13 protein-coding genes and 3 pseudogenes are annotated in these 23,493 nt (G+C 71.3%); 10 read left to right on the top strand and 6 right to left on the bottom strand.

What is annotated here, in order from left to right; all coding sequences use genetic code 11:
• Window positions 1-52: 52 nt before the first annotated feature.
• The 3 genes from OG858_RS41075 to OG858_RS41065 are packed head-to-tail and all read right to left on the bottom strand — an operon-like array spanning window position 53 to window position 5,639.
• Window positions 53-1,492: an NAD-dependent succinate-semialdehyde dehydrogenase gene (locus tag OG858_RS41075; RefSeq protein WP_328543926.1), complete on the bottom strand. Its 1,440-nt coding sequence runs from the start codon at window positions 1,490-1,492 to the stop codon at window positions 53-55.
• Entirely contained in the window at window positions 1,489-4,374 is a 2,886-nt protein-coding gene (locus OG858_RS41070; protein WP_319269613.1) for an FAD-binding and (Fe-S)-binding domain-containing protein, read from the bottom strand. The genes OG858_RS41075 and OG858_RS41070 overlap by 4 nt, the downstream gene beginning before the upstream one ends.
• A complete protein-coding gene (locus tag OG858_RS41065) occupies window positions 4,371-5,639 on the bottom strand; it encodes an aspartate aminotransferase family protein (protein WP_319069574.1) in 1,269 nt (422 codons plus the stop codon). The genes OG858_RS41070 and OG858_RS41065 overlap by 4 nt, the downstream gene beginning before the upstream one ends.
• Before the next feature lie 293 nt (window positions 5,640-5,932).
• On the opposite strand from OG858_RS41065, the gene OG858_RS41060 reads away from it, so the two are divergent.
• Window positions 5,933-7,552 (top strand): PucR family transcriptional regulator, encoded by a 1,620-nt coding sequence (locus OG858_RS41060; protein WP_327749471.1) that lies wholly within the window; start codon window positions 5,933-5,935, stop codon window positions 7,550-7,552.
• 482 nt (window positions 7,553-8,034) lie between these two features.
• On the opposite strand, the pseudogene OG858_RS41055 reads toward OG858_RS41060, so the two are convergent.
• Window positions 8,035-8,154: pseudogene (locus tag OG858_RS41055) on the bottom strand (pirin family protein); the annotation flags it as partial.
• Window positions 8,155-8,160: 6 nt separating this feature from the next.
• The gene (locus OG858_RS41050; protein WP_327725649.1) at window positions 8,161-8,832 is read right to left on the bottom strand and encodes a TetR/AcrR family transcriptional regulator; all 672 of its coding nucleotides are present in this window, start codon (window positions 8,830-8,832) and stop codon (window positions 8,161-8,163) included.
• 104 nt (window positions 8,833-8,936) lie between these two features.
• Between OG858_RS41050 and OG858_RS41045 the strand changes: the two genes are divergently transcribed.
• The 6 genes and pseudogenes from OG858_RS41045 to OG858_RS48360 form a co-directional block, all read left to right on the top strand.
• Complete coding sequence (locus OG858_RS41045; RefSeq protein ID WP_327725648.1) at window positions 8,937-10,523, top strand: acyl-CoA mutase large subunit family protein; 1,587 nt, start codon at window positions 8,937-8,939, stop codon at window positions 10,521-10,523.
• A 111-nt stretch (window positions 10,524-10,634) separates the two neighbouring features.
• Window positions 10,635-12,236: an acyl-CoA carboxylase subunit beta gene (locus OG858_RS41040; RefSeq protein ID WP_328543927.1), complete on the top strand. Its 1,602-nt coding sequence runs from the start codon at window positions 10,635-10,637 to the stop codon at window positions 12,234-12,236.
• Window positions 12,237-12,263: 27 nt separating this feature from the next.
• Window positions 12,264-12,473 carry an acyl-CoA carboxylase epsilon subunit gene (locus OG858_RS41035; protein ID WP_327725646.1) on the top strand — a complete coding sequence of 70 codons (210 nt, stop codon included), beginning with the start codon at window positions 12,264-12,266 and terminating at the stop codon, window positions 12,471-12,473.
• A 20-nt stretch (window positions 12,474-12,493) separates the two neighbouring features.
• Window positions 12,494-12,943 carry a cobalamin B12-binding domain-containing protein gene (locus OG858_RS41030; RefSeq protein ID WP_319270090.1) on the top strand — a complete coding sequence of 150 codons (450 nt, stop codon included), beginning with the start codon at window positions 12,494-12,496 and terminating at the stop codon, window positions 12,941-12,943.
• Complete coding sequence (locus tag OG858_RS41025; RefSeq protein ID WP_328545266.1) at window positions 12,940-14,712, top strand: acetyl/propionyl/methylcrotonyl-CoA carboxylase subunit alpha; 1,773 nt, start codon at window positions 12,940-12,942, stop codon at window positions 14,710-14,712. Before OG858_RS41030 ends, OG858_RS41025 begins: the two co-directional genes overlap by 4 nt.
• A 259-nt stretch (window positions 14,713-14,971) precedes the next feature.
• Window positions 14,972-15,157, top strand: a pseudogene (locus tag OG858_RS48360) (hypothetical protein); the annotation flags it as partial.
• Window positions 15,158-15,370: 213 nt separating this feature from the next.
• Here the strand turns inward: OG858_RS48360 and OG858_RS41015 are convergent.
• Window positions 15,371-15,723: pseudogene (locus OG858_RS41015) on the bottom strand (phospho-N-acetylmuramoyl-pentapeptide-transferase); the annotation flags it as partial.
• 311 nt (window positions 15,724-16,034) lie between these two features.
• Here OG858_RS41015 and OG858_RS41010 point away from each other — a divergent pair.
• The 3 genes from OG858_RS41010 (at window position 16,035) to OG858_RS41000 (ending at window position 23,412) form a co-directional block, all read left to right on the top strand.
• On the top strand, window positions 16,035-19,766 hold the full coding sequence (locus OG858_RS41010; RefSeq protein WP_328543928.1) for an nSTAND1 domain-containing NTPase: 3,732 nt from the start codon (window positions 16,035-16,037) through the stop codon (window positions 19,764-19,766).
• Between the two features lie 896 nt (window positions 19,767-20,662).
• Window positions 20,663-21,940 carry a glycosyltransferase gene (locus OG858_RS41005; RefSeq protein ID WP_086747536.1) on the top strand — a complete coding sequence of 426 codons (1,278 nt, stop codon included), beginning with the start codon at window positions 20,663-20,665 and terminating at the stop codon, window positions 21,938-21,940.
• Between the two features lie 11 nt (window positions 21,941-21,951).
• Window positions 21,952-23,412 (top strand): hypothetical protein, encoded by a 1,461-nt coding sequence (locus OG858_RS41000; RefSeq protein ID WP_319065637.1) that lies wholly within the window; start codon window positions 21,952-21,954, stop codon window positions 23,410-23,412.
• Window positions 23,413-23,493 lie beyond the last annotated feature (81 nt).

Genomic DNA, 23,493 nt, shown 5'->3' with positions numbered 1-23,493 from the left:
CGGCGTGGCCCGCGCGGTGCGCGATGCGGCGTAGGTCAGGGCAGGACCGCCGTCATCGCACAGGCACCGCGAGGTACTGGTACTCCAGGAACTCGTCGAGCCCGACCCGGCCGCCCTCGCGGCCGAGCCCGGACTGCTTGACACCGCCGAAGGGGGCGGCCGGGTTGGAGACGAGGCCGGTGTTGACGCCGACCATGCCGACCTCCAGACGCTCGCTGACCCGCAGGGCGCGGTCCAGGCCCTCGGTGAAGACGTAGCCGACGAGGCCCCAGGGGGTGTCGTTGGCCCGGCGGATCACCTCGTCCTCGTCGTCGAAGGTGAGGATCGCCGCGACCGGGCCGAAGATCTCCGTGTCCATCAGCCGGCTGTCGGAGGCGACGTCCGCGAGCACGGTCGGCGGGTAGAAGCAGCCCGGTCCCTCGGGCGTACGGCCGCCGACGAGCACCCGGGCGCCGCGCTCCACCGCGTCGGCCACCAGTTCCTGGACCTTGGCCCGTCCGGTCCGGTCGATCAGCGGGCCGACGTCGACGCCGTCCCGGGTGCCGGGGCCCACGACCAGCGCGCCCATGCGCTCGGCCAGGCGCCGCCCGAACTCCTCCGCCACGGAGGAGTGGACGAAGAAGCGGTTGGCGGCGGTGCAGGCCTCGCCCATGTTGCGCATCTTGGCGACCATCGCGCCGTCCACCGCCTTGTCCAGGTCGGCGTCCTCGAAGACGACGAACGGCGCGTTGCCGCCCAGCTCCATCGAGGTCCGCACGACCGCCTCGGCGCTCTGGGCGAGCAGCAGGCGTCCCACGTCGGTGGAGCCGGTGAAGGAGAGCTTGCGCATCCGCCCGCCGCGCAGGAGCGGTTCGCACACCTCCCCCGCACGGGAGGTGGTGACGACGTTGAGCACGCCGTCCGGCAGCCCGGCCTCCTTGAGGATCGCGGCGAGAGCCAGGCTGGACAGAGGGGTCTGCGGCGCCGGCTTGAGGATCATCGTGCAGCCGGCGGCGATCGCCGGGCCGATCTTGCGGGTGCCCATGGCCAGCGGGAAGTTCCACGGGGTGATCAGCAGACAGGGGCCGACCGGGCGGCGGGAGAGCAGCATGCGGTTGCGGCCGTCGGGCAGGACGCCGTGACCGCCGTCGATACGCACCGCCTCCTCGGAGAACCAGCGGAAGAACTCGGCCGCGTACGCCACCTCTCCCCTGGCCTCGGCCAGGGGCTTGCCCATCTCGGCCGTCATCAGGTGGGCCAGCTCGTCGGTGCGCTCGACGATGATCTCGTACGCCCGGCGCAGGATCTCGCTGCGGACCCGGGGCGCCGTACGAGCCCACTCCTCCTGCGCCTGGACGGCGGCCTCCTCGGCGCGCTGGGCGTCCTTGGCGCCCGCGTCGGCGACGTGCGCGATGATCTCGCCGGTCGCGGGGTCGTCCACGGGCATGGTGGCGCCGTCCGCGGCGTCCGCCCAGGCCCCGCCGATGAACAACTGCGTGGGTGTGTCGGTCATGACGTCTCTCCTGGTTGAACGGATTGATCGGCGGCAGGGTCGAGGAGTTCCGCGAGGTGCAGGGCGCGGATGCCCCGGTCACCGGCGAGGTGGTCGATCTGGGTGGCGCAGCTGAAGCCGTCCGCGACGACGACGGTCGGCGTGTCTCCTTCGATGGCGGAGATACCGTCGAGGCGTGGCTTCAGGGCCAGGTCGGCGACGGCCATCGAGGTGTCGTAGTGCTGCGCCTCGAAGCCGAAGTTCCCGGCGAGTCCACAGCAGCCCTCGGCCTCGTCGACCTTGACCACACCCAAGCGGCGCAGCAGGTCGGTGGGGCGGCTGCCCTTGAAGGTGGCGTACTCGTGGCAGTGGGTCTGCAGGACGACGTCGGCCGGCAGCTCGGGGGGCGTCCAGTCGGGGGCGGCCAGGTCGGTCAGGGCGCCGGTGAAGGTGTGGACGCGCTCCGCGACCCGACGGGCGGCGTCCGTGCCGAGAAGCTCGGGCACGTCACGCTTGAGGGCGGCGGCGCAGCTGGGTTCGGCCACGATGATGGGCCGCTCGTCACCGTTGTCGAGGTGGGCGACCGTACGGGCCATGATGCGGCGGGCGACGGACAGCTGGCCGGTGCTGACCCAGGTCAGGCCGCAGCACAGGCCGTCCTGAGCCGTGCAGGGGATTCCCGCGTCGGCGAGCACGCGGCTCGCGGCACCCGCCACCTCGGGGCGGAAGGCACGGGTGAAGCTGTCGACGAAGAGCAGCGCCTTCGCCGGTTCGCCGGTCCTCGCACCGCGCAGGGCCCGGCGAAGGGCGTGCCGGGAGGCGAAGGCCGGGATCCGGCGCTTCGTGGTCACCCCTCCCAGCCGGGCGAGCAGCTTGCCGACCGGTCCGCGCAGGAGCGCGTTGAGGGGGCGGGCGGCGAATCCGGCCAGGGCCGAGGTCAGCGGCAGCCAGCCCAGCGAGTAGTGGGAGCGGGGCCGGATCCTGCCCTTGTAGTGCTGGTGCAGGAACTCCGCCTTGTACGTGGCCATGTCGACGCCGACCGGGCAGTCACTGGAGCACGCCTTGCAGGACAGACACAGATCGAGGGCGTCCCGTACCTCCGTCGAGCGCCAGCCGTCCTGGACGATGTCGCCCCGCACCATCTCCTGAAGGAGTCGGGCCCGGCCCCGGGTGGAGTCGGTCTCCTCCCCGGTGGCCCGGTAGCTCGGGCACATCACACCGCCCACGTCGCTGCGGCAGCGGCCCACGCCGACGCAGCGGCGTACCGCGCCCGCGAAGCCGTCCTCGTCATGCGGGAAGGAGAACTCCGTCGCCAGGGGCTGGATCTGGTGCAGCGCGAGATCGGCGTCGAGCGGGGCCGGGGCCACGATCACGCCCGGGTTGAGCAGCCCCTCGGGGTCGAACACGTCCTTGAAGGCGGTGAAGGCCCGGATCATGCGGTGGCTGTACATGACCTCCAGCAGCTCACCGCGCGCCCGCCCGTCGCCGTGCTCGCCGGACAGGGTCCCGCCGTGCGCGACGACCAGGGCGGCCGCCTCGTGCAGGAAGCGGCGGGCGGCGGTGCGGCCCACGTCCGTCGCGAGGTCGAAGTCGATGCGCACATGGACGCACCCCGCGCCGAAGTGCCCGTACATCACGCCGGTGAGTACATGGGAGGCGAGCAGCTCGCGGAAGTCCCGCAGATAGCCGGCGAGGTTCTCGGGCGCGACCGCCGAGTCCTCCCAGCCGGGCCAGGACTCCCCACCGTCGACGAGGCGGGCGGCCAGGCCGGCCCCGTCCTCGCGGACCCGCCACAGGGAGCGCCGTTCGGCCGCGCTCTCCACGACCCGCCCGCCGGTCATCCGGCCCTGTGCCTTGAGCACGTCGAGGAGCTGGGCCGCGCGGGTGTTGACCGTGGCCTCGTCGTCGCCGTCGAGTTCGACGTACAGCCAGGCCCGCCCTTCGGGCAGTCCGGTCACGGAGTCCGGGCCGCGGCGGGCGCGCATGGTGGCGACGATGGCCTCGTCCATGCCCTCCACGGCGGTGGGATTCCAGCGCAGGATCTCCGGCACGTCCTCGGCCGCGTCGACGACATCGTCGTAGCCGAGAGTGAGCAGCGTGGATGCCTGTGCGGTCGCCACCAGGCGGACCGTCGCGGCGGTGACGACCGCACAGGAGCCCTCGGTGCCGACCAGGGCGCGGGCCATGTCGAAGCCGTGCTCGGGCAGCAGGTGGTGCAGCTGATAGCCGGAGACCTGACGGGGAATGCGGCCCAGCTCGGTACGGATCGGCGCCAGGTTGTCCGCGATCAGACGGCGTACGTCCGCCTCGAGACGGGCGACGAGTCCGGTGTCCTGCGGGTCCACCGCGTGCAGTCCGGTGCGGTCGGCGACGGCGCGCACGCCGTCGACCGTCACGATCTCCAGTGCCTCGATGTGCGAGCTGGTACGCCCGTGCCGCACGGACCGGTTGCCGCACGCGTCGTTGCCGATCATGCCGCCGAGCGTGCAGCGGCTGTGCGAGGACGGGTCGGGGCCGAAGGAGAGCCCGTGCAGGGCGGTCGCGCTCTGCAGCGCGTCGAGGACGACTCCGGCCTCGACACGCGCGGTCCCGCCGGCCGGGTCGATGTCCAGGATCCGGTTCATGTAACGGGAGAAGTCCAGGACGACGCCCGGCCCGACCGCGTTGCCGGCCATGCTGGTCCCGCCGCCGCGCGCGGTGACGGGGACGCCCGTCTCCTTGCAGGCCCGCAGCACCGCGACCACGTCGTCGGCGCTGCGGGGGAAGGCCACAGCCTGCGGGGGGACACGGTAGTTGGAGGCGTCGTAGGCGTACTGGCCGAGGGCGCCCGGGCCGGACTCCACCCGCAGGCCGGGAGCCGTCTCGGTGAGGCGGGCGGTCAGCCGCGCCACGCTCTCGCTCATCGCGGCGATGCTCCTGAGGTACCTGCTTCCACCGCGGTCGCCCACGCCTGGAGGCCCTCGTCCACCGCCGCCTCGTCGATGACGAGCGCCGGGATCATCCGTACGACCTGGTTCCAGGCGCCGCACAGCAGCAGGAGCAGGCCCTCGTCGATCGCGGCGCGCTGCACACGGGCGGCGGTCTCGGGGTCGGGGCTGCCGTCCTCGGTGACGAACTCGGTGGCCAGCATCAGACCCAGGCCGCGAACGTCACCGATGCCCGGCGTCCGGTCGGCCACCGCCTCCAGGCCGTGCCGCAGCCGCTTGCCCATGGCCTCGGCGTTCTCGACGAGCCTTTCGTCGCGTACGACGTCGAGGGTGGCGACGGCCGCCGCGCAGGCCACGGCGTTGGCACCGTACGTGCCGCCCTGCGAGCCCGGCCACGCCTTGGCCATCAGTTCCTCGGAGGCGGCGATGCCGGACAGCGGGAAGCCGCTGGCCAGGCCCTTGGCGGTGACGAGGATGTCCGGGGTGACGCCGAAGTGGTCATGCCCCCAGAAGCGGCCGGTGCGGCCGACGCCGGTCTGCACCTCGTCCAGGATGAGCAGGAAGCCGTGGCGGTCCGCGCGCTCCCGCAGGCCTTCCATGAACGCGCGGGTGGCGGGCACGTAGCCGCCCTCGCCGAGCACCGGCTCGACGATGATCGCGGCCGTGTCGGCGGGCGAGGAGATCGTCTGCAGGGTGTAGTCCAGCTCCCGCAGGGCGAAGCGGGTGGCGGTCTCCTCGTCCCAGCCGTAGCGGTAGGCCGACGGGAACGGGGTGACGACCACACCGCTCATCAGCGGCGAGAATCCGGAGCGGAAGCGGGTGCCGGAGGTGGTCATGGAGGCGGCGGCCACCGTACGGCCGTGGAAGCCGCCGTGGCACACGATGACGTTCGGCCGGCCGGTGGCCTGGCGGGCAAGGCGCAGCGCGGACTCGACGGCCTCGCTGCCGGAGTTGGTGAAGAACAGGCTGTCCAGGCCGGCCGGCAGCACCTCGCCCAGCTTGTCGACGAGCTGCTGCAGCGGCTGGTGCATGACGGTCGTGTACTGGCCGTGGACGAGCGTGCCCACCTGCTCCTGCGCCGCCGCCACGACCTTGGGGTGGCAGTGGCCGGTGCTGGTGACGCCGATGCCGGCGGTGAAGTCGAGGTAGCGGCGGCCGTCCTCACCGTAGAGGTGGACGCCCTCGCCCCGGACCGCCGTCACGGGCGTGGCCTGGCGAAGGTGCGGCGACAGTGCGGTCATGTTCGTCTCCCGGCGGGGGTCGTCGGACTGGTGCGCTCTGCCGAGCATCTCCGCCGCCCGGCGGCGAGCCAACGCGCGATCTGTCCGGTACGGGCCCGCTGTTCGGACGTTCTGTCAAGCACGGGCCGGAAATGCGGCGCTCACTGCCTCATCCACCGAGGCAGGACTGCCCTTGCGCAGGTCAGCAAGGCTTGTCACAGTGGCCGGGCACTCCCCCTCTCGGCTTCGCTCGGGCGGGGCACCCCCATGGAGACACCGTGAACGACAGCCGTTCGACGGCACGACCGCCGGACATGGGCGGCCCGGACCCCACCCCGCCCGCCCGCGCCCTCACCGTCGCCGACGTCCTTGCTCTGCCCGTCCTGGCCGCCGGCCGGCCCCAGGTCGTGACCGGCGTGACCTTGCTCGACCGGCCGGTCCGCTGGGTCCACATCACCGAGCTGACGGATCCCGCGTCCTTCCTCAAGGGCGGCGAACTCGTCCTGACCACCGGCATGCCCCTGCCCGAGGAGTCCGCAGGCATCCAACGCTACGTCGACGAACTCGCCCGCATCGGGGCGGCGGCCCTGGTCATCGAACTCGTACGGCGCTACCACCGCCCGCCCGACGCACTCGTCCACGCCTGCCGCACCCGCGGGCTGCCCCTGATCACCCTCGCCAAGGACGTCAACTTCCTCGAGGTCACCCAGGTCGTCCACGGCCTCATCCTCGGCCACCAGGCCGAGGCGATGCGCCGCACCCAGCGCATCCACGAGGCGTTCACCACGCTGACGCTGCGCGGCGCCGGACCGGAGGACGTCATGCGCGCGGCAGCCGAGATGAGCGGCCGCACGGTCGTCCTGGAAAATCTGGTCCACCAGGCACTGATCTGCGAACCCTCCGGCGCCACCCTGGAGGAAGCGCTCATCGACTGGGAGCAGCGCTCCAGAGCGACCCCGCCCGGCGACCGCACGAGCCGACGCGGCCCGGAAGGCTGGCTCACCGCACCGGTCGAGTATCAGGGTGAACGTTGGGGCCGCGTGACCATGCTGCCCGTCCCCACCACCGAACCGGCCTTCGGACCGGAGCACATCACCGTCCTGGAAAGGACGGCGATGGCCCTGACCGTCGCGCGCCTCACCCACCCGACCCCTTGGGAAAGCACCGCTCACCGCAACGCCCTGCGCGACCTCGTCGAGCAGCGGCACCGCTCCGCAGCGGACGTCTGCGCCCGGCTGGCCGCACTGGGCCTGCCCACCGAGAACAGCCGCTTCCTCACGGTCGTGGTGGACCTCCCCGCGACAGACACCACAGCGCATCCCGAGGCCCACCTCTCCCAAGTCCTGCGCGCCACGGGAATCCCGGCACTCATCGGCGAACTGACCCCCGGCCGCCTGGGAGTACTGCTCGCCCTGAGCCCCTCACACCCCTGGCAACCCGTGGTCGAACGGCTGAGCCACGTGGCGCGCGACCTTTCCCCGCGGGCCGTCGTGAGCGTCGGATCGGAGGTCGACCACCTCACCGACACTCCCCGTTCCTTCCACCAGGCGAGCCGCGTGGCCGAGGCCACCCCACCCGACCAGCCTCTCCCTGCGGGCCGCTCCTTCCACGAACTCCGCGATGTCGACCTGCGCCGCCTGCTGTACGCGCTCCGCGAGGACACCCGGATCCAGGAATACGCCGAACGACGACTCGGCCGGCTCCTCGATCACGACGCCCGACACGGCACCGACCTGCTGACGACCCTCCGCCACTACCTCGACGTGGCCGGCAACAAGACCAGCGCCGCCCGCCGCGGCGGTCTGTCGCGAGAGACGTTCTACCAACGCCTGCGCACCATCGAACGCCTCCTGGGCTGTGACCTCGAATCCGGCGCACAGCGCACCGAACTGCACGTGGCCCTCACGGCTCTCGACATGCTGCGAGTCCGCTGACGGCTCCGAGAAACCTCGGCTCATGCAGCGCCGACTGTTGACGCAATCGACGGTTCACATCCCGCTGGGCGGTGACACCACGGGCGGGAACACGCCGAAGAAGATCGCGGCAACCTGGATCGTGTCGGAGTGCACAGGACGCAGACGGAGCGACCAGGGGTCCAGGACCGATGGGCGGTGCGCAGTTCGTGCTGGCTGAAGCGAACCACATCGAGCCACCTCCGCCCCGAGTTGCCCGGCCGCCGGAGAGACTTCCGCCCTCCGAACCCCTACTGACATCTGATGACGCATCAGTAGAGTCGGCAAGGGTTGGCAAGCGTCCTGCCACAGTCACCCAAAGACGGAACACCGTGGAATGGCGCAGCACCCCTCATCGGGCTTGTCACGCGCCCAGCCACCCGCCCGCACACGATGGAACCACGGGAGACAACGCGCGGCGGCCAGTCACCCACCCGCCACCGACCAATCAGCCATTTCGAAGGTCAGCAAGCCATTCCCCGTAGCCTCAGAGGCGTCGGCGGCAGCTCGGGGGCGGCCAGCGGAGCCTCGTCACACCCTTTCACCTCCCCGAATCCTGTCCCTTCCATCCAGTCCCGGCGGGCAGAGTGTCACCCTTCGACGAGGCGCCGTAGCTCAGGAAGCAGCGCTTCGATGTCCCGTCCCGTTCGGAACGCGACGACGGTGGTCCCGAGCCCGGCCTCTGGAGGGGAACCGGGCGAGGGAAAGAGCGCGAGCACCTCCCGCATCGCCTCGTCGACTTCCGTGGCAGGGTCGGCGGACTCCCCCCGCAGCCACCGCCGCAGCACGTGGTTGTGGGCCGCGACGACGGATGCCGCCATGAGTTCGGCTCTCAGCGACGCCGACTCCGTCGGGTCTCCCATCCAGTCCGCGATGAACTCGCGGAACAACCGCTGATACCGGGCCACACTGGCGATCTCCCGGTCCCGCAGGGCGGCCACCGTGCTGGTGAGCACGTACCGGCGGCGAGCGAGATCACCTTCGTCGATGCAGTGCAGCAGCACCAGGCGCACGGCGTCCGAGACCGCCACCAGGGCGGTGCTGTGGCTGGAGGTCGCCAGCCGGTCCCTGATCAGATCCAGCAACCGGTCATGGTCGGGGAAGACGACCGCTTCCTTCGACCCGTAGTGCCGGAAGAACGTGGTCCGCCCCACTCCCGCACGCTCGGCGATGTCATCGACGGTGGTCTGCTCGTATCCGCGCTCGTCGAAGAGGGCGAACGCGGCGTCCGCGAGTCGCATTCGCGCAGGTGGCTTGCTCATGACCGCACATCCTTCCCCGTCACCGGCCTCCGAGGCCACTTGCCTCAAGCAATGGAACTGAGTACCGTAAAATCGATATCGAGTACCAGTATGGAGGTTTCGGCGTGGATTCCGTCGCACGCAGCGAGTCCGGTCTGCCGATCCAGCCGGTCTACGACGGCCGGACGCTCTCGGGCTTCGACGCGGACACCGAGCTGGGCACTCCGGGCCGGTTCCCGTTCACCCGGGGCGTGTATCCGTCGATGTACACGGGCCGGCCGTGGACGATGCGGCAGTACGCCGGGTTCGGCACGGCCAGGGAGTCCAACGAGCGGTATCACGAGCTGGTGGGCGCCGGCACCGGTGGCCTGAGCGTGGCCTTCGACCTGCCGACGCAGATGGGCTACGACTCCGACGAGGCCATCTCCCGCGGCGAGGTCGGCAAGGTCGGTGTGGCGATCGACTCGGTCGAGGACATGCGGACCCTCTTCCAGGGCCTACCTCTTGACAAGGTCTCGACGTCGATGACGATCAACGCCCCCGCGTCGACGCTGCTTCTGCTGTACCAGCTGGTCGCGGCCGAACAGGGCGTGAGCGGCGACCAGTTGACGGGCACGATCCAGAACGACGTGCTCAAGGAGTACATCGCCCGCGGCACCTACATCTTCCCGCCGAAGCAGTCCCTGCGGTTGATCAGCGACATCTTCGCCTACTGCCACAAGGAGCTGCCACGCTGGAACACGATCTCCATCTCCGGCTACCACATGGCCGAGGCCGGGGCGAGCCCCGCGCAGGAGATCGCGTTCACCCTGGCCAACGCGAAGGAGTACGTGCGCACCGCGATCGCCGCGGGCCTGGACGTGGACGATTTCGCGCCGCGCCTGTCGTTCTTCTTCGTCGCCCGGACCACGCTGCTGGAGGAGATCGCCAAGTTCCGCGCCGCCCGCCGCGTCTGGGCCCGGGTCATGCGCGACGAGTTCGGCGCGAAGAACCCCAAGTCGCAGATGCTGCGCTTCCACACCCAGACCGCCGGTGTGCAGCTGACCGCCCAGCAGCCCGAGGTCAACCTCGTCCGGGTCGCCCTGCAGGGCCTGGGCGCGGTACTGGGCGGTACGCAGTCCCTGCACACCAACTCCTACGACGAGGCCATCGCCCTGCCCACCCAGAAGGCGGCGCGGCTCGCCCTGCGCACCCAGCAGATCATCGCCTACGAGACCGACGTGACGAAGACCGTGGACCCCTTCGCCGGGTCGTACGTCATGGAGTCGATGACCGACGACCTCGAGACGGCGGCTCTGGAGCTGATCCAGGCCGTCGAGGATCGCGGGGGCGCGGTCGCGGCGATCGAGCAGGGCTTTCAGAAGTCGGAGATCGAGAAGTCGGCGTACCGGATCGCCCTGGAGATCGACAACCGGGAACGGACCGTGGTCGGCGTCAACAAGTACGTCCTGGACGAGGAAGAACCCTACGAACCTCTACGGGTCGACCCCCGGATCGAGATCGAACAGTGCGAACGCCTCACGGCGCTGCGCGGGGAACGCGACAACGACGCCGTCCGGCGGGCCCTCGACGCCCTGCGTATCGCGGCGCGAGACAGCGACAACGTCCTGCCCCCGATGCGTGAGGCGCTGGGGCTGCGTGCCACGGTCGGCGAGGTCTCCCACGCCCTGCGCGATGTATGGGGTGTGCACGTCCCTCACGACATTTTCTGACCCATGGGAACGGCCTCTCTCCGGGAGCCGTCGCACACCGCTTCCGGAGCACAGCATGACACCTCCTGACGAACTGCCCGGTGCGGGGCCGAACCAGAAGGGACCCACCCGATGAACACCCGGCCCACAGACCCGTCCGACGCCGACATTCACACGACCGCGGGGAAGCTCGCGGACCTGCAGCGCCGTATCGACGAGGCGACGCATGCCGGCTCCGAGCGCGCGGTGGAGAAGCAGCACGCCAAGGGCAAACTGACGGCCCGTGAGCGCATCGATCTGCTCCTCGACGAGGACTCCTTCGTGGAGTTCGACGAGTTCGCCCGCCACCGCTCCACCGACTTCGGCATGGAGAACAACCGCCCCTACGGCGACGGTGTCGTCACCGGCTACGGAACCGTCGACGGCCGCCCGGTCGCCGTCTTCTCCCAGGACTTCACCGTCCTGGGCGGCTCCCTCGGCGAGGTCTTCGGCCAGAAAATCATGAAGGCGATGGACTTCGCCCTCAAGACCGGCTGCCCCGTCATCGGCATCAACGACTCCGGCGGCGCCCGCATCCAGGAAGGCGTCATGGCTCTCGGCATGTACGGCGAGATCTTCCGCCGCAACACCCACGCCAGCGGCGTCATCCCCCAGATCTCCCTCGTCGTCGGCCCCTGCGCGGGCGGCGCGGTCTACTCCCCCGCGATCACCGACTTCACCGTCATGGTCGACCAGACCTCGCACATGTTCATCACCGGCCCGGACGTCATCAAGACGGTCACCGGCGAGGACGTCGGCTTCGAGGAACTGGGCGGCGCCCGCACCCACAACGCCACCTCCGGCGTGGCCCACCACATGGCGGGCGACGAGAAGGACGCGATCGAGTACGTCAAACAGCTCCTGTCCTACCTCCCCTCCAACAACCTCAGCGAACCCCCCGCGTTCCCCGAACAGGCCGACCTCACCCTCACCGACGAGGACCGCGAGCTGGACACCCTCGTCCCCGACAGCGCCAACCAGCCCTACGACATGCACACCGTCATCGAACACGTCCTGGACGACGCCGAGTTCTTCGAGACCCAGGCCCTGTTCGCGCCGAACATCCTCACCGGCTTCGGCCGCGTCGAGGGCCACCCGGTCGGCATCGTCGCCAACCAGCCCATGCAGTTCGCCGGCTGCCTGGACATCGACGCCTCCGAAAAAGCCGCCCGCTTCGTGCGCACCTGCGACGCCTTCAACGTCCCCGTCCTGACCTTCGTCGACGTCCCCGGCTTCCTCCCGGGCGTCGGCCAGGAACACGACGGCATCATCCGCCGCGGCGCCAAACTCATCTACGCCTACGCCGAAGCCACCGTCCCCCTCATCACCGTCATCACCCGCAAGGCCTTCGGCGGCGCCTACGACGTCATGGGCTCCAAACACCTCGGCGCCGACCTCAACCTCGCCTGGCCCACCGCCCAGATCGCCGTCATGGGCGCCCAGGGCGCCGTCAACATCCTCCACCGCCGCACCATCGCCGCCGCCCCCGACGACGAACGCGAGACCGTACGCGCCCGCCTCATCCAGGAGTACGAGGACACCCTCCTCAACCCCTACACCGCAGCCGAACGCGGCTACGTCGACGCCGTCATCACCCCCTCCGAAACCCGCCGCCACCTCGTCCTCGGCCTGCGCCAACTGCGCACCAAGCGGGAATCCCTCCCCCCCAAGAAGCACGGAAACATCCCCCTCTGACCACCCCCAACCCTGCTGGGAGCCGACATGACCATCAAGGTCGTACGGGGCAACCCGACCCCGGAGGAACTCGCCGCCGCCCTGGCGGTGGTCCGCGCCCGCGCCGCAGCGGCAACCACCGAGCCACCCGGCGCACCCACACCCCCCGACGCCTGGTCCGCCCCCTCCCGCATCACCACCCACCGCCTGCCGCAGCCAACAGCGACGGCATGGGCCCGAAGCCACTGGCCCCGCTGACCTTTCGACCGGAGACCCTCATGAACTCGCCCCATTCCGTGGACAAGGCACCCCGCCCACGCTCCCGTGTGGTGATCGCCAAGCCCGGACTCGACGGACACGACCGTGGCGCCAAGGTCATCGCCCGCGCCCTGCGCGACGCCGGCTACGAGGTGATCTACACCGGCCTGCACCGGACACCGGAACAGATCGTCTCCACCGTGATCGCCGAGGACGCCCCCGTTCTGGGTCTGTCGGTGCTCTCGGGCGCGCACCTGACGATCGTGGAGCGCGTGGTCAAGCTGCTCGCGGAGCAGGACGCCGGCAACACTCGTGTCCTCGTCGGCGGCATCATCCCGGACGGTGACATCGCCGCACTGCGGACGATGGGCGTCGACGCCGTCTTCACACCGGGTGCGGACCTCGTCGGCATCGTCGCCGAGGTGGACCGGCTCAGCGCCGACTCCGCCATTCTGGAGTGGGCATGCTGACCAAGGTGTTGATCGCCAACCGAGGCGAAATCGCTGTCCGCGTCGCCCGGGCGTGCCGGGACGCCGGGATCGCGAGCGTGGCCGTGTACGCCGATCCGGACCGCGACGCGCTGCATGTGCGGGCTGCGGACGAGGCGTTCGCGCTGGGCGGTGACACTCCGGCGAGCAGCTACCTGGACATGGGCAAGGTGTTGCAGGCGGCGAAGGACGCCGGCGCGGACGCGGTCCACCCCGGTTACGGTTTCCTCTCGGAGAACGCGGAGTTCGCGCAGGCCGTGCTGGACGCGGGTCTGATCTGGATCGGCCCGCCGCCGCAGGCGATCCGCGACCTGGGTGACAAGGTGGCGGCCCGTCACATCGCCCAGCGCGCCGGCGCGCCGCTCGTCGCGGGCACCCCCGACCCGGTCTCCGGCGCCGACGAGGTCGTGGCGTTCGCGCGGGAGCATGGTCTGCCGATCGCGATCAAGGCCGCCTTCGGCGGCGGCGGGCGCGGCCTGAAGGTCGCCCGCACCCTCGAGGAGGTCCCGGAGCTGTACGACTCCGCGGTGCGTGAGGCCGTCGCGGCGTTCGGGCGGGGCGAGTGCTTCGTGGAGCGCTACCTCGACAAGCCCCGCCACGTGGAGACGCAGTGCCTGGCCGACTCCCACGGCAACGTGGTCGTGGTCTCCACCCGTGACTGCTCCCTGCAGCGCCGCCACCAGAAGCTGGTCGAGGAGGCCCCGGCCCCCTTCCTGTCCGAGGCGCAGAACGAGCAGCTGTACGCGGCGTCGAAGGCCATCCTCAAGGAGGCCGGCTACGTCGGCGCCGGCACGGTGGAGTTCCTGGTCGGCGTCGACGGCACGATCTCCTTCCTGGAGGTCAACACCCGCCTGCAGGTCGAGCACCCGGTCACCGAGGAGGTCACCGGCATCGACCTGGTCCGCGAGATGTTCCGCATCGCCGACGGCGAGGAACTCGGCTACGACGACCCGCCGCTGCGCGGCCACTCCTTCGAGTTCCGCATCAACGGCGAGGACCCCGGCCGGGGCTTCCTGCCCGCCCCCGGCACCGTCACCACCTTCGCCCCGCCCACCGGCCCCGGCGTCCGCCTGGACGCGGGCGTGGAGTCCGGCAGCGTCATCGGCCCCGCCTGGGACTCCCTGCTGGCCAAACTCGTCGTCACCGGCGCCACCCGCCAACAGGCCCTGCAACGCGCCGCCCGCGCCCTGGACGAGTTCACCGTCGAAGGCATGGCCACCGCGATCCCCTTCCACCGCGCAGTGGTCAGGGACCCGGCGTTCGGCCCCGAACTCACCGGCGGCCAGGACCCCTTCACCGTCCACACCCGCTGGATCGAGACCGAGTTCGTCAACGACATCAAACCCTTCGCAGCCCCCACCGACACCGACACCGACGACGACACCGACCGCGAGACGATCGTCGTCGAGGTCGGCGGCAAACGCCTGGAAGTCTCCCTCCCCGCCGCCCTCGGCATGACCCTGGCCCGCACCGGCCTCGCCGCCGGCGCCAAACCCAAGCGCCGCGCCGCCAAGAAGTCCGGCCCCGTCGCCTCCGGCGACACCCTCGCCTCCCCCATGCAGGGCACCATCGTCAAGATCGCCGTCGAGGAAGGCCAGGAGGTCAAGGAAGGCGACCTCGTCGTCGTCCTCGAAGCCATGAAAATGGAACAGCCCCTCAACGCCCACCGCTCCGGCACCATCAAGGGCCTCAACGCAGAGGTCGGCGCCTCCATCACCTCCGGCGCCCCCATCTGCGAAATCAAAGACTGACCCGTCGTGGAACCCCCGCGCCCCCTGCTGCTCAGGGGCTCGCAGGACCGCGCGAGCAGCCGCACCCGACCACGCCCACCACCCGAGTGACTACTCCAGCAGCGGATCACCACGCCGGAAAAGTAGTTATCGAATAGCCGGGCGAACTTGACGAACGCGCCGAAGAGCTCGAGGCGGCTGGTGCGGCCAATCGTGAGATGAATCGGTCGCTGAACCACCGCCCCGCTCGTTTGGCCACACATGGTGTCCGTCAACGTGGCTGCAGGCAGACCGCCAAACGCCATGTGAGGGCGCAGGGCGGCTGCGAGACGTCCAGGGCGAAGGCACGGTCGAAGCCGTCATCGACGTCCTGGACGGCGACGGCTCCCGGCTGGCCGTCGACGTCAACGGCCGCTTCTACCTCGACACGGCCCTGGAGTACGGGCGGTCCATCGAGCCCTACGGGCTGTTCTGGTACGAGGAGATCGGCCTGCGACGGCTTCTCGATCGCCATCGACAGCTACCACGACGGCTTCGACGCCTTCGTCGACCAGGTCGTCCCCATCCTGCAGGAACGGCGGCCTGTTCCACGACGATTACGAAGGCCCCACCCTGCGCGAGAACCTCGGCGCCCACGAGCAGTACGGCCTCGACCCGCGCCTCACGAATCCGGCCCGGTCATGACCACCACCACGCAGCCCATTTTGGTCCAGCCGAAGTCGGTGACGAACGACAGCTTCAGGGAGGCCGGCGTCCGACCCCGCGCGTCCGCGAACCGGATGGCCAGCAGGGCGAACACGACGCCCACGATCAGCTGACCGGCCGTCTTCACGTCGGCCCGCAGCCCCAGCGACCGCCGCTTCACGATCTTGATGTAGTCGTCGAGGAAGCCGACCGTTGCCGGCGTGGCCGCGCGGGCCGTCGTCACGGATGAACTGGCCGTATCCCTTGCGGGCCAGCAGCTTGATCAGCAGCAGTGTGCATCAGTGTCAGGAACAGGCCGATGGCCCCGGCGTACAGGGTCTGGTTCATCGGACGGCGGTCTCCCCTCCGTCGCGCTCGGACACGCGACTGCCGCACCTGTGTCGCTGGTTCTCACGGGCCCCACCCTGTGCAGCCGCACTGCCGAGAGCGGTCACGGCCGCCGGGATCGGCCTGCCCCGGCAACCCGGGAGTGGTCACCACTCCCGCTCTCGTCAGGGAAAACAGGTTCAGCACCGCTGGTGCGGACAACCCCACTCCGGCGGACATCACAGTCGGAAAGGGTTTTCGCCCGAGCGGGACGAAAAGTACCTTGTGGTGCTGATCAGCTTGTTCTTCTTGTATGTGAAAGAGGCTTCACGATGGGGCGTCCCGAACTACCGGTCGACCCGGCGGCCGGTCCCGTGCAGCGGCTCGCCCATGACCTTCGGGAGCTGCGTCGCGCGGCGGGCAATGTGTCTTACCGGGCCATGGCGAAGAAGGCCGGCTTCTCGGTGACGACCCTGGCGAAGGCCGCGAGCGGCGAGCGGCTGCCGTCGATGGCCGTGCTCCGGGCGTACGTCCGGGCGTGCGGGGAGGAGGACCCCACTGCGTGGGAGATGCGTTGGGCGGAGGCCGAGGCGCTGGCCGGGGAGGAGCGGCAGGAGGATGCCGACGTCGCCCCGCCCTACCGTGGCCTGGCGCGCTTCGAGCCGGACGACCGTGAGCTGTTCTTCGGCCGGGACCGGATGGTCGACGAGCTGAGCGAGCAGACGTGCGGGTCCCCGTTCGCGGTGGTGTTCGGGGCGTCCGGCAGCGGCAAGTCCTCCCTGCTGCGGGCCGGGCTGATTCCCCTGCTGCGGGAGAAGATCGCGCAGGAGGGACGTACGGCGGTCCTTAGGATCCTCACCCCCGGGGCCCGGCCCGCCACCACCTACGGACATCTGCTGGCGCCGGAGCCCGACGATCCGGAGTGCTGGGTGGTGGTGGATCAGTTCGAGGAGGTCTTCACCCTCTGCCGCGACCGCGCCGAGCGGGACCGCTTCCTCGACCTTCTGCTCGCCGCGCGCGACCCGGGAAGCCGACTGCGTGTGCTCATCTCCGTGCGATCCGACTTCTACGCACGGTGCGCCGAGCACCCGCGCCTGGCGGAGGCGCTCCACAGGAGCGGGCTCCTGGTCAGGCCCATGACCGCCGATGAGCTGCGCGAGGCGGTGATCGGTCCCGCGCAGGCGGCCGGGCTCATCGTGGAGCGGACCCTGACGGCGCGGATCGTCGAGGAGGTGCTCGACGAGCCCGGCGGACTGCCGATGCTGTCCCACGCCCTGCTGGAGACCTGGCGGCGGCGCAAGGGACGGATGCTGACCCTGGCCGCGTACGAAGCGGCCGGCGGAGTACACGGCGCGATCGCGGCCAGCGCCGAGGAGGCGTACGGGGAACTCTCCCCGGCGCAGGCGCACGCCGCACGGCACCTGCTCCTGCGCATGGTCGAGCCCGGCCAGGGCAACGCCGACACCCGCCGCCCGCTCACCCGGGAGGAGATGGCCGGGTGGCAGGACCCCGAAGTGCGGGCCGTCGCCGGGCGGCTGACCCGGGCCCGGCTGCTGACCACCGACGACGACGGCGTGCAGCTCGCCCACGAGGCGCTCATCACCTGCTGGCCGCGGCTGCGCGAGTGGATCGAAGCGGACCGGGAGCGGCTGCGCCACCACCGGCAGCTCACCGACGCCGCCCGCACCTGGCTGCAGCACGACCGTGACCCGGGCACGCTCTACCGGGGCACCCGCCTGGCGCGGGCCGAGGAACTGTTCACGGACGACGACCGCGGCTACGACGGGCTGACGTCCGAGGAGACGGCCTTCCTGGCCGCCGCGGCGGAGCAGCGGGCGACGGAGGAGCGGACCGCCGCCCGGGCCCGGCGCCGGAGCCGCACACTCACGGCATCGCTCTGCGCCGTGCTGGCGGTGGCCCTGGTCGTCGGCCTGACCGCCGTACGACTGCGTCAGGACAGCGAGAAGCAGACCACCGACACGGCGGCCCGCCGGGTGGCCGCGGTCGCCGACGCGCTGCGTACCACCGACCCGCGCACCGCGATGCTGCTCGGCGTCGCCGCATGGCGCCTCTCTCCCCTGCCGGAGTCCCGTCGAGCCCTGCTGGGCGCGCTGGCCCAGCGCGAACTGGGCGACTTCACCGACCCGGCGCCCGGTGACGAACCGGCCCGGTTCCTCGACAGCTCCGGGCGCACTCTGCTCAGCACCAGCGACAACACCACCTGGCGGAGGTGGGATGTGGACACCCACCGCCGTATCGCCTCAGGGCCGGTACCTCACGGGTCGATACTCGCCGCGGGTCCGGGCGGCCGGGTGCTCGTCATCTACACCACTGGCAGGAACCAGCGGCTGTGGGACACCCGAACGAGGCGCTGGATCGGGGACCCCCTGCCGCTCAGGGACACCGTGAGCTTCGGGGCGAGTGGCCGCAATTACCTGGTGAGGAGCCCGGACGACGACCGGGCCGGGCTCTACTCGCTCACCGACGGCCATCTGGTCTTCCGGACCCCGTCGGCCGGCCGGGGGGAGCTCGCCCACGCGGCGGCCGACGACGACCGGCTGCTGGCCGTCTGCCCGCGCGGCCGGGCCCCGCAGGTCTGGGACACCTCCACGCGCACCGTGCGGCGCGGTGCCTGGACCAACGCCCGCGGCGTCTGCGGCGACACCACCCTCCTGGGCCTCACCGGCGGCCGGCTCCTCGCTCTCGCCGGGGGCCGGGTGCGTGTATGGGACACCGCGTCGGGACGAGAACTCGCCGACGTCGCCCACCAGGGTGCCGAGTCCGCCGTCGTGAGCGCGGACGGCTCGTTCCTGGCGACCGGCGGCGGCCAGGAGATCAGGGTGTGGCGTCTGCCCAGCGGCGGCCTCCCCGTTTTCCGGCACTCCCTGGACAACGAGACGCTCTCCGGTCTCGCCTTCGACTCCACGCGGCCACTGCTGCGGTACCTCGAAGGGGGCACGGTCCACACCCTCGACCTCGCCCCGACACTCACCCGCGCCTGGCGCGCGAGTCCGCTCGCCGGGGTCCGGATCAGCCCCGACGGCAGGACGCTCGCCACCGCCGAACGTATCGGCGACCGCTATGTCTTCCGGCTGCGGAACACGGGCGACGGCCGTCTGCTGCGCACCCTGCCGGACCCGTCACCTCCCGTCTTCCGCACCGGCATACCGACGGTCCCCGCGGACGCCACCGAGCCCTTGCTGTCCTTCAGCCCCGACGGCGGCGTGTTCGCGTACGGAGTCTCCGCCCCTGGCTGGGACACGGTGCCTCAGCGTCTGACGGTATGGGACGTGGCGGCCGGACGGGCCAAGACCACGGTGGACCTGGCGACGGCGTCCGCGATGCCGCCGGACGCGATCGCCCTGGGACCGGGCGGTCGTACGCTCCTCATCGCACGTCTGACCGCCGACGGCTTCGTCAACGAGACATGGGACACCACGCGGCGGCGGCGGACGACGCTCCTCCCCGACCCGGCCGGCCGTCATCTGGCCGTCAGCCGGGACGGCGGGCTCCTCGTGACCGACAACCGCGTCGTCCGAGCGGGCCGGTCCCACGCCCATGACCTCGTCCAGCACGACGACATCGGAGCCATCGCCTTCGCTCCCGACGGCTCCGGCCTGGCGGCCGGCGACGCGACAGGTCGGGTGGCCGTCTGGGACGCCGACGTCCGGCACCGGGCGGGCATCCTGAGGAACGTCTTTCTGGCGCCCGTCGATCCGTCCTCCGACTCGGCCGAGACGATCACGGCCCTCGCGTTCAGCCCGGACGGCAGCACGCTCGCCGTGGGTGGCGACGCGGGCACCGTCCAGCTCTGGGACATCGCGACCCGGCAACCCCTCGGCCCTTCTCTGCCCACCCCCGGTGGGAGCGTCGACACGCTCGCCTTCAGCCCGGACAGCACCACGCTGTACGCGGGCGGCGTGCACGTCCCGCTCCAGCGGTACGTCGTGGATCCTGACCGAGCGGTGTCCCTCGTCTGCTCCCGTGCCGGGAACACGGAGCTGACCCGGGCTCAGTGGCGTACCTACGTTCCGGACCGGCCGTACCGGCGGGTCTGCCTCTGACCGTCTCCGTGGATCATGAAAGCGGGCCGGGTCGCCACTTCCAGTGGCGGTAGTGGCCGTGCTCGCGCGGGCCGTGGTGGACCTCGGTGGACCGGACCGCTTCGGCGACGTCCCTGAGCGTGAGGCGATGACGCACGCCCGGTCGCCCGGGGCCCAGAACAGTACGCGTACGTCGGGCGAGCACTCCCAGAGGTCGTCCCGGTAGCGGCGGAAGCCTCTGACGACGGCCGGTCCGCCACCGCCCACGGGATTGTCCGGCCCGGCGAAAGGGACGTGCCAAACAACATTCCGGTTGCGAGCGTCGGTGCGGCAAGGCCGGATCCCGGCACCCTGACCACCGGAGAAGAGCACATGTCTTCCACCGGCACGATGACGCTCCCCGCAGCGGAAGCACCTCGACAGCCGCCGCGACGCCAGCCCCGCGAGCGAGCCGATCCCGCCTGCGGCGGCGCGCCCCGAGGACATGCCCGAGGACTGCGGGGTGGACGCCGAGGAAGCACACGGCGGCAACGACGTCCGGCCTCCGGCACCGGCTCCGTTCGCCGACGCTCTGCGGCCGGCCCAGCCGAGGCGGTCAGGGACAAGCACCGCGATCCGGCCGACACCGTCATCCGTATCCACACCAAACAGACCTCCGCGGCCCTGCGCTCCGGCCGGGGCCCCGGCCCCTCACGTGAGAGAACGCCCGACCGGGCCCGCGCCGGCCGTCGGCCGCCCCGATCGGTCGCGGCCGTGCCGGGCTCGAACCGACCTGCGCCAAGTCTTCGCGGGACGCGGCAGGCAGGGCCCACCCGTAGCTCCGCCGACTCCGGCCGGCTCGGGTGCGGTCGCCTCGCCGAAGGCGAACACAGTGACACCAATTAGCCACATCACAGGGAAACCGGGGGACGCCGCACGTGCGCATCACCTTTCTGCTGCACAACGCCTACGCGATGGGGGGCACGGTACGGACGACCATGACACTCGCCGACACGCTCGCCGGGCGACACCAGGTGCAGCTCGTGTCGGTCTTCCGGCACCGCGAGAAACCACGACTGGGACGGTTGCCGGAGGTGCCGCTGCGGGCCCTGGTGGACCGGCGCGAGGGATCCGCGGACATGGCGCACCCTCTCGCTCGGCAGGCCGGAGAGGTCTACCCGAAGGGGGACAGCCGTTCGCACCAGTACCACCGGCTCGCCGAGCAGCGGGTCATCGACTGGCTGGGGAAGACGGACGCCGACGTCGTCGTGGGCACGAGGGCCGGACTCAACGCGCTGCTGGCCCGGTTCGGGCCACGCCATGCCGTACGCGTCGGCCAGGAGCACCTCACCCACGGCAACCACCCGCACCGGCTGCGGACGGAACTCCAGCGCTGGTACGGCGGTCTCGACGCGCTGGTCACCATGACCGAGGCCGACGCGCGCGACCACCGGCGCGGCATGCGGCTGCCGCGCACGCGGGTGCTGGCCATCCCCAACAGCGTCGCCGAACCCGCGGTGCCGCCGGCCGACGCGGCGGCCAAGGTCGTCGTCGCGGCGGGCCGGCTGGTCCGTGTCAAGCGGTACGAGATGCTGGTCGACGCGTTCGCCCTGGCCGGTGCGGCCTGGCCCGACTGGTCCCTGCGCATCTACGGGGACGGCGCGGAACGCGCCCGGATAGCCGACCGGATAGCCCACCACGGCCTGGGTGACCGGGTCTTCCTGATGGGTTCGGCCACTCCCCTCGACGCCGAGTGGGTCAAGGGCTCCATCGCCGCGGTGACCTCCGCGCACGAGTCGTTCGGAATGACGATCGTGGAGGCCTTGCGGTGCGGCCTGCCCGTGGTGAGCACCGACTGCCCCCACGGGCCCCGCGAGATCATCCGCCACGGTGTGGACGGCTGTCTCGTCCCGCGCGACAGCACCCGGGGCGTGGCCGACGCGCTGCTGGCGCTGATGCGGGACGACGGACGGCGTGCTGAGATGGGCAGGGCCGCCCGCACCGGCGCGGCGAAACGATTCTCCCCGGGTGGCGTCGCCGACCGCTACGAGCGCTTGTTCAGCACACTGCTGGAGGAGCGGGCCGGGCGGGCCGGTCCTCCGCCGCCCGGCCCGGCCGACTGGCGCGACCGCGCCACGGTGCTCGCCGCCACCGCAGGCATCCTCGCCCGCGGAGCGGTGCGCCGCGGGCGGCGCGAGCTGGGCCGGGTCGGATGAACGTGCATCGCATGGCCGATCGCACCGCGGATCGGATGAACGTGGATCGCGTGGCCGATCCCACCGCGGATCAGAAGAACGCGAACCGCACCGCGGTCTCGGCACAGCGGATGCTGTGGATCGTGGCCGCCGGGTTCTGTCTGTTGTCGGCCGTCCTCGTACCGATCACCCTGCCGCTCGGCTGGGACGAGATCGTGTACGCCAGCCGGTTCGGACCGTACGGTCCGGCGACCCCGTTCAGCGCCCCTCGTACCCGCGGGGTCCCCCTGCTGCTTGCTCCGATCGCCTCGTGGAGCGGCTCGACGGTGCTGCTCAGGGTGTGGCTGCTCCTGCTGGCCGGCGGTGCGCTCTGGCTGGGGTTCCGGCCCTGGCTGCGGATCCTGCGCCGCCCGGCGGCGGTGTGGGTGGCGGCCGGGCTGTACGGCAGCCTGTGGATCACTCTGTTCTACGGCGGCTCCGCGATGCCGAACCACTACACGGCGATGGGTGCCACCGCCGCGGTGGGCTGTTTCCTCGCGCCGCGTCCTCGGTACGCGGGTGTCGCGGCAGGTCTGGCGGTGGTGACCCTGATGCGGCCCAACGACGGTGTGGCCGTCGCCGTGCCGCTGCTCCTGGCCGCCGTACTGATGCCCGCGTTGCGTGACCACGGCCGCCTCCGGGGGCGTCTGTCGGCCGTGGCGGCCGGACTCGTGGGGGGTGCGCTGCCCTGGGTCGTCGAGGCCGAGGCGCGGTTCGGCGGGGTGCGGAACCGGCTCGCGGAGGCCGACGAGGTCCAGGGCGGGCTGCGGGCCGTCTTCTCCCTGCGTGCCCATCTCACCGCGCTGGACGGCCCGCTGCTGTGCCGTCCTTGCACGGGCGACACCGTACGGCTGCCAGTGACGGAGTGGTGGTTCCTGCTGCCGCTGCTGGTCTGCCTGGGACTGTGGATGGAGCGCCGGGCGCGCCGGTCCGCCGCACCACTGTGGATGGCGGTGGCGGTGGCGGTGGCCACGGCGGCGCCGTATCTCTTCCTCGTCCCCTACGCCGCGCCGCGGTTCCTGCTGCCGGCCTACGCCCTGCTGGCGCTCCCCGCCGCTGTCGGGCTCCTCGCCGTCGTCCACCGGGCCCGCACCCGCCGTTCGGTGCCGACGGCCGCGGTGCTCACCCTGGCACTCCTCTGGCATGGGGGCATCCAGGCCGATCTGGTCCACACTCATGCGGGCATCCAGCAGCGGGCCCGCGGAGACTGGGACCGGATCGCCTCCGTGTTGCGCGAGCACGGGGTGCACCCGCCGTGTGTCCTCGCGGGGAACCGTTCGACGATTCCCGTCGCTCACACCGCGGGCTGCGCCGTCGCCGGGACGGACCCCCCGGCGCACCCCGGTGCGTTGGTCCTTCGCGATCGGGAGCCACCGCACTGGGCGCGCGGCTGGCGACGTTTTCCGGTGCCGGACACCTACAACCCCGCATGGACCGTCGTCGTGCGTCCATAACGGCCCCGTACAAGGACAATCAGGAGGAAATCGATCGTCCGGAGTTGTATGCGGCGGCACCAGGGGCCTGCCAAACAACCT

Source organism: Streptomyces europaeiscabiei, from assembly GCF_036346855.1.
In the GTDB taxonomy this organism is placed as follows: domain Bacteria; phylum Actinomycetota; class Actinomycetes; order Streptomycetales; family Streptomycetaceae; genus Streptomyces; species Streptomyces europaeiscabiei.
This window is presented reverse-complemented; position numbering and strand designations above follow the sequence as displayed.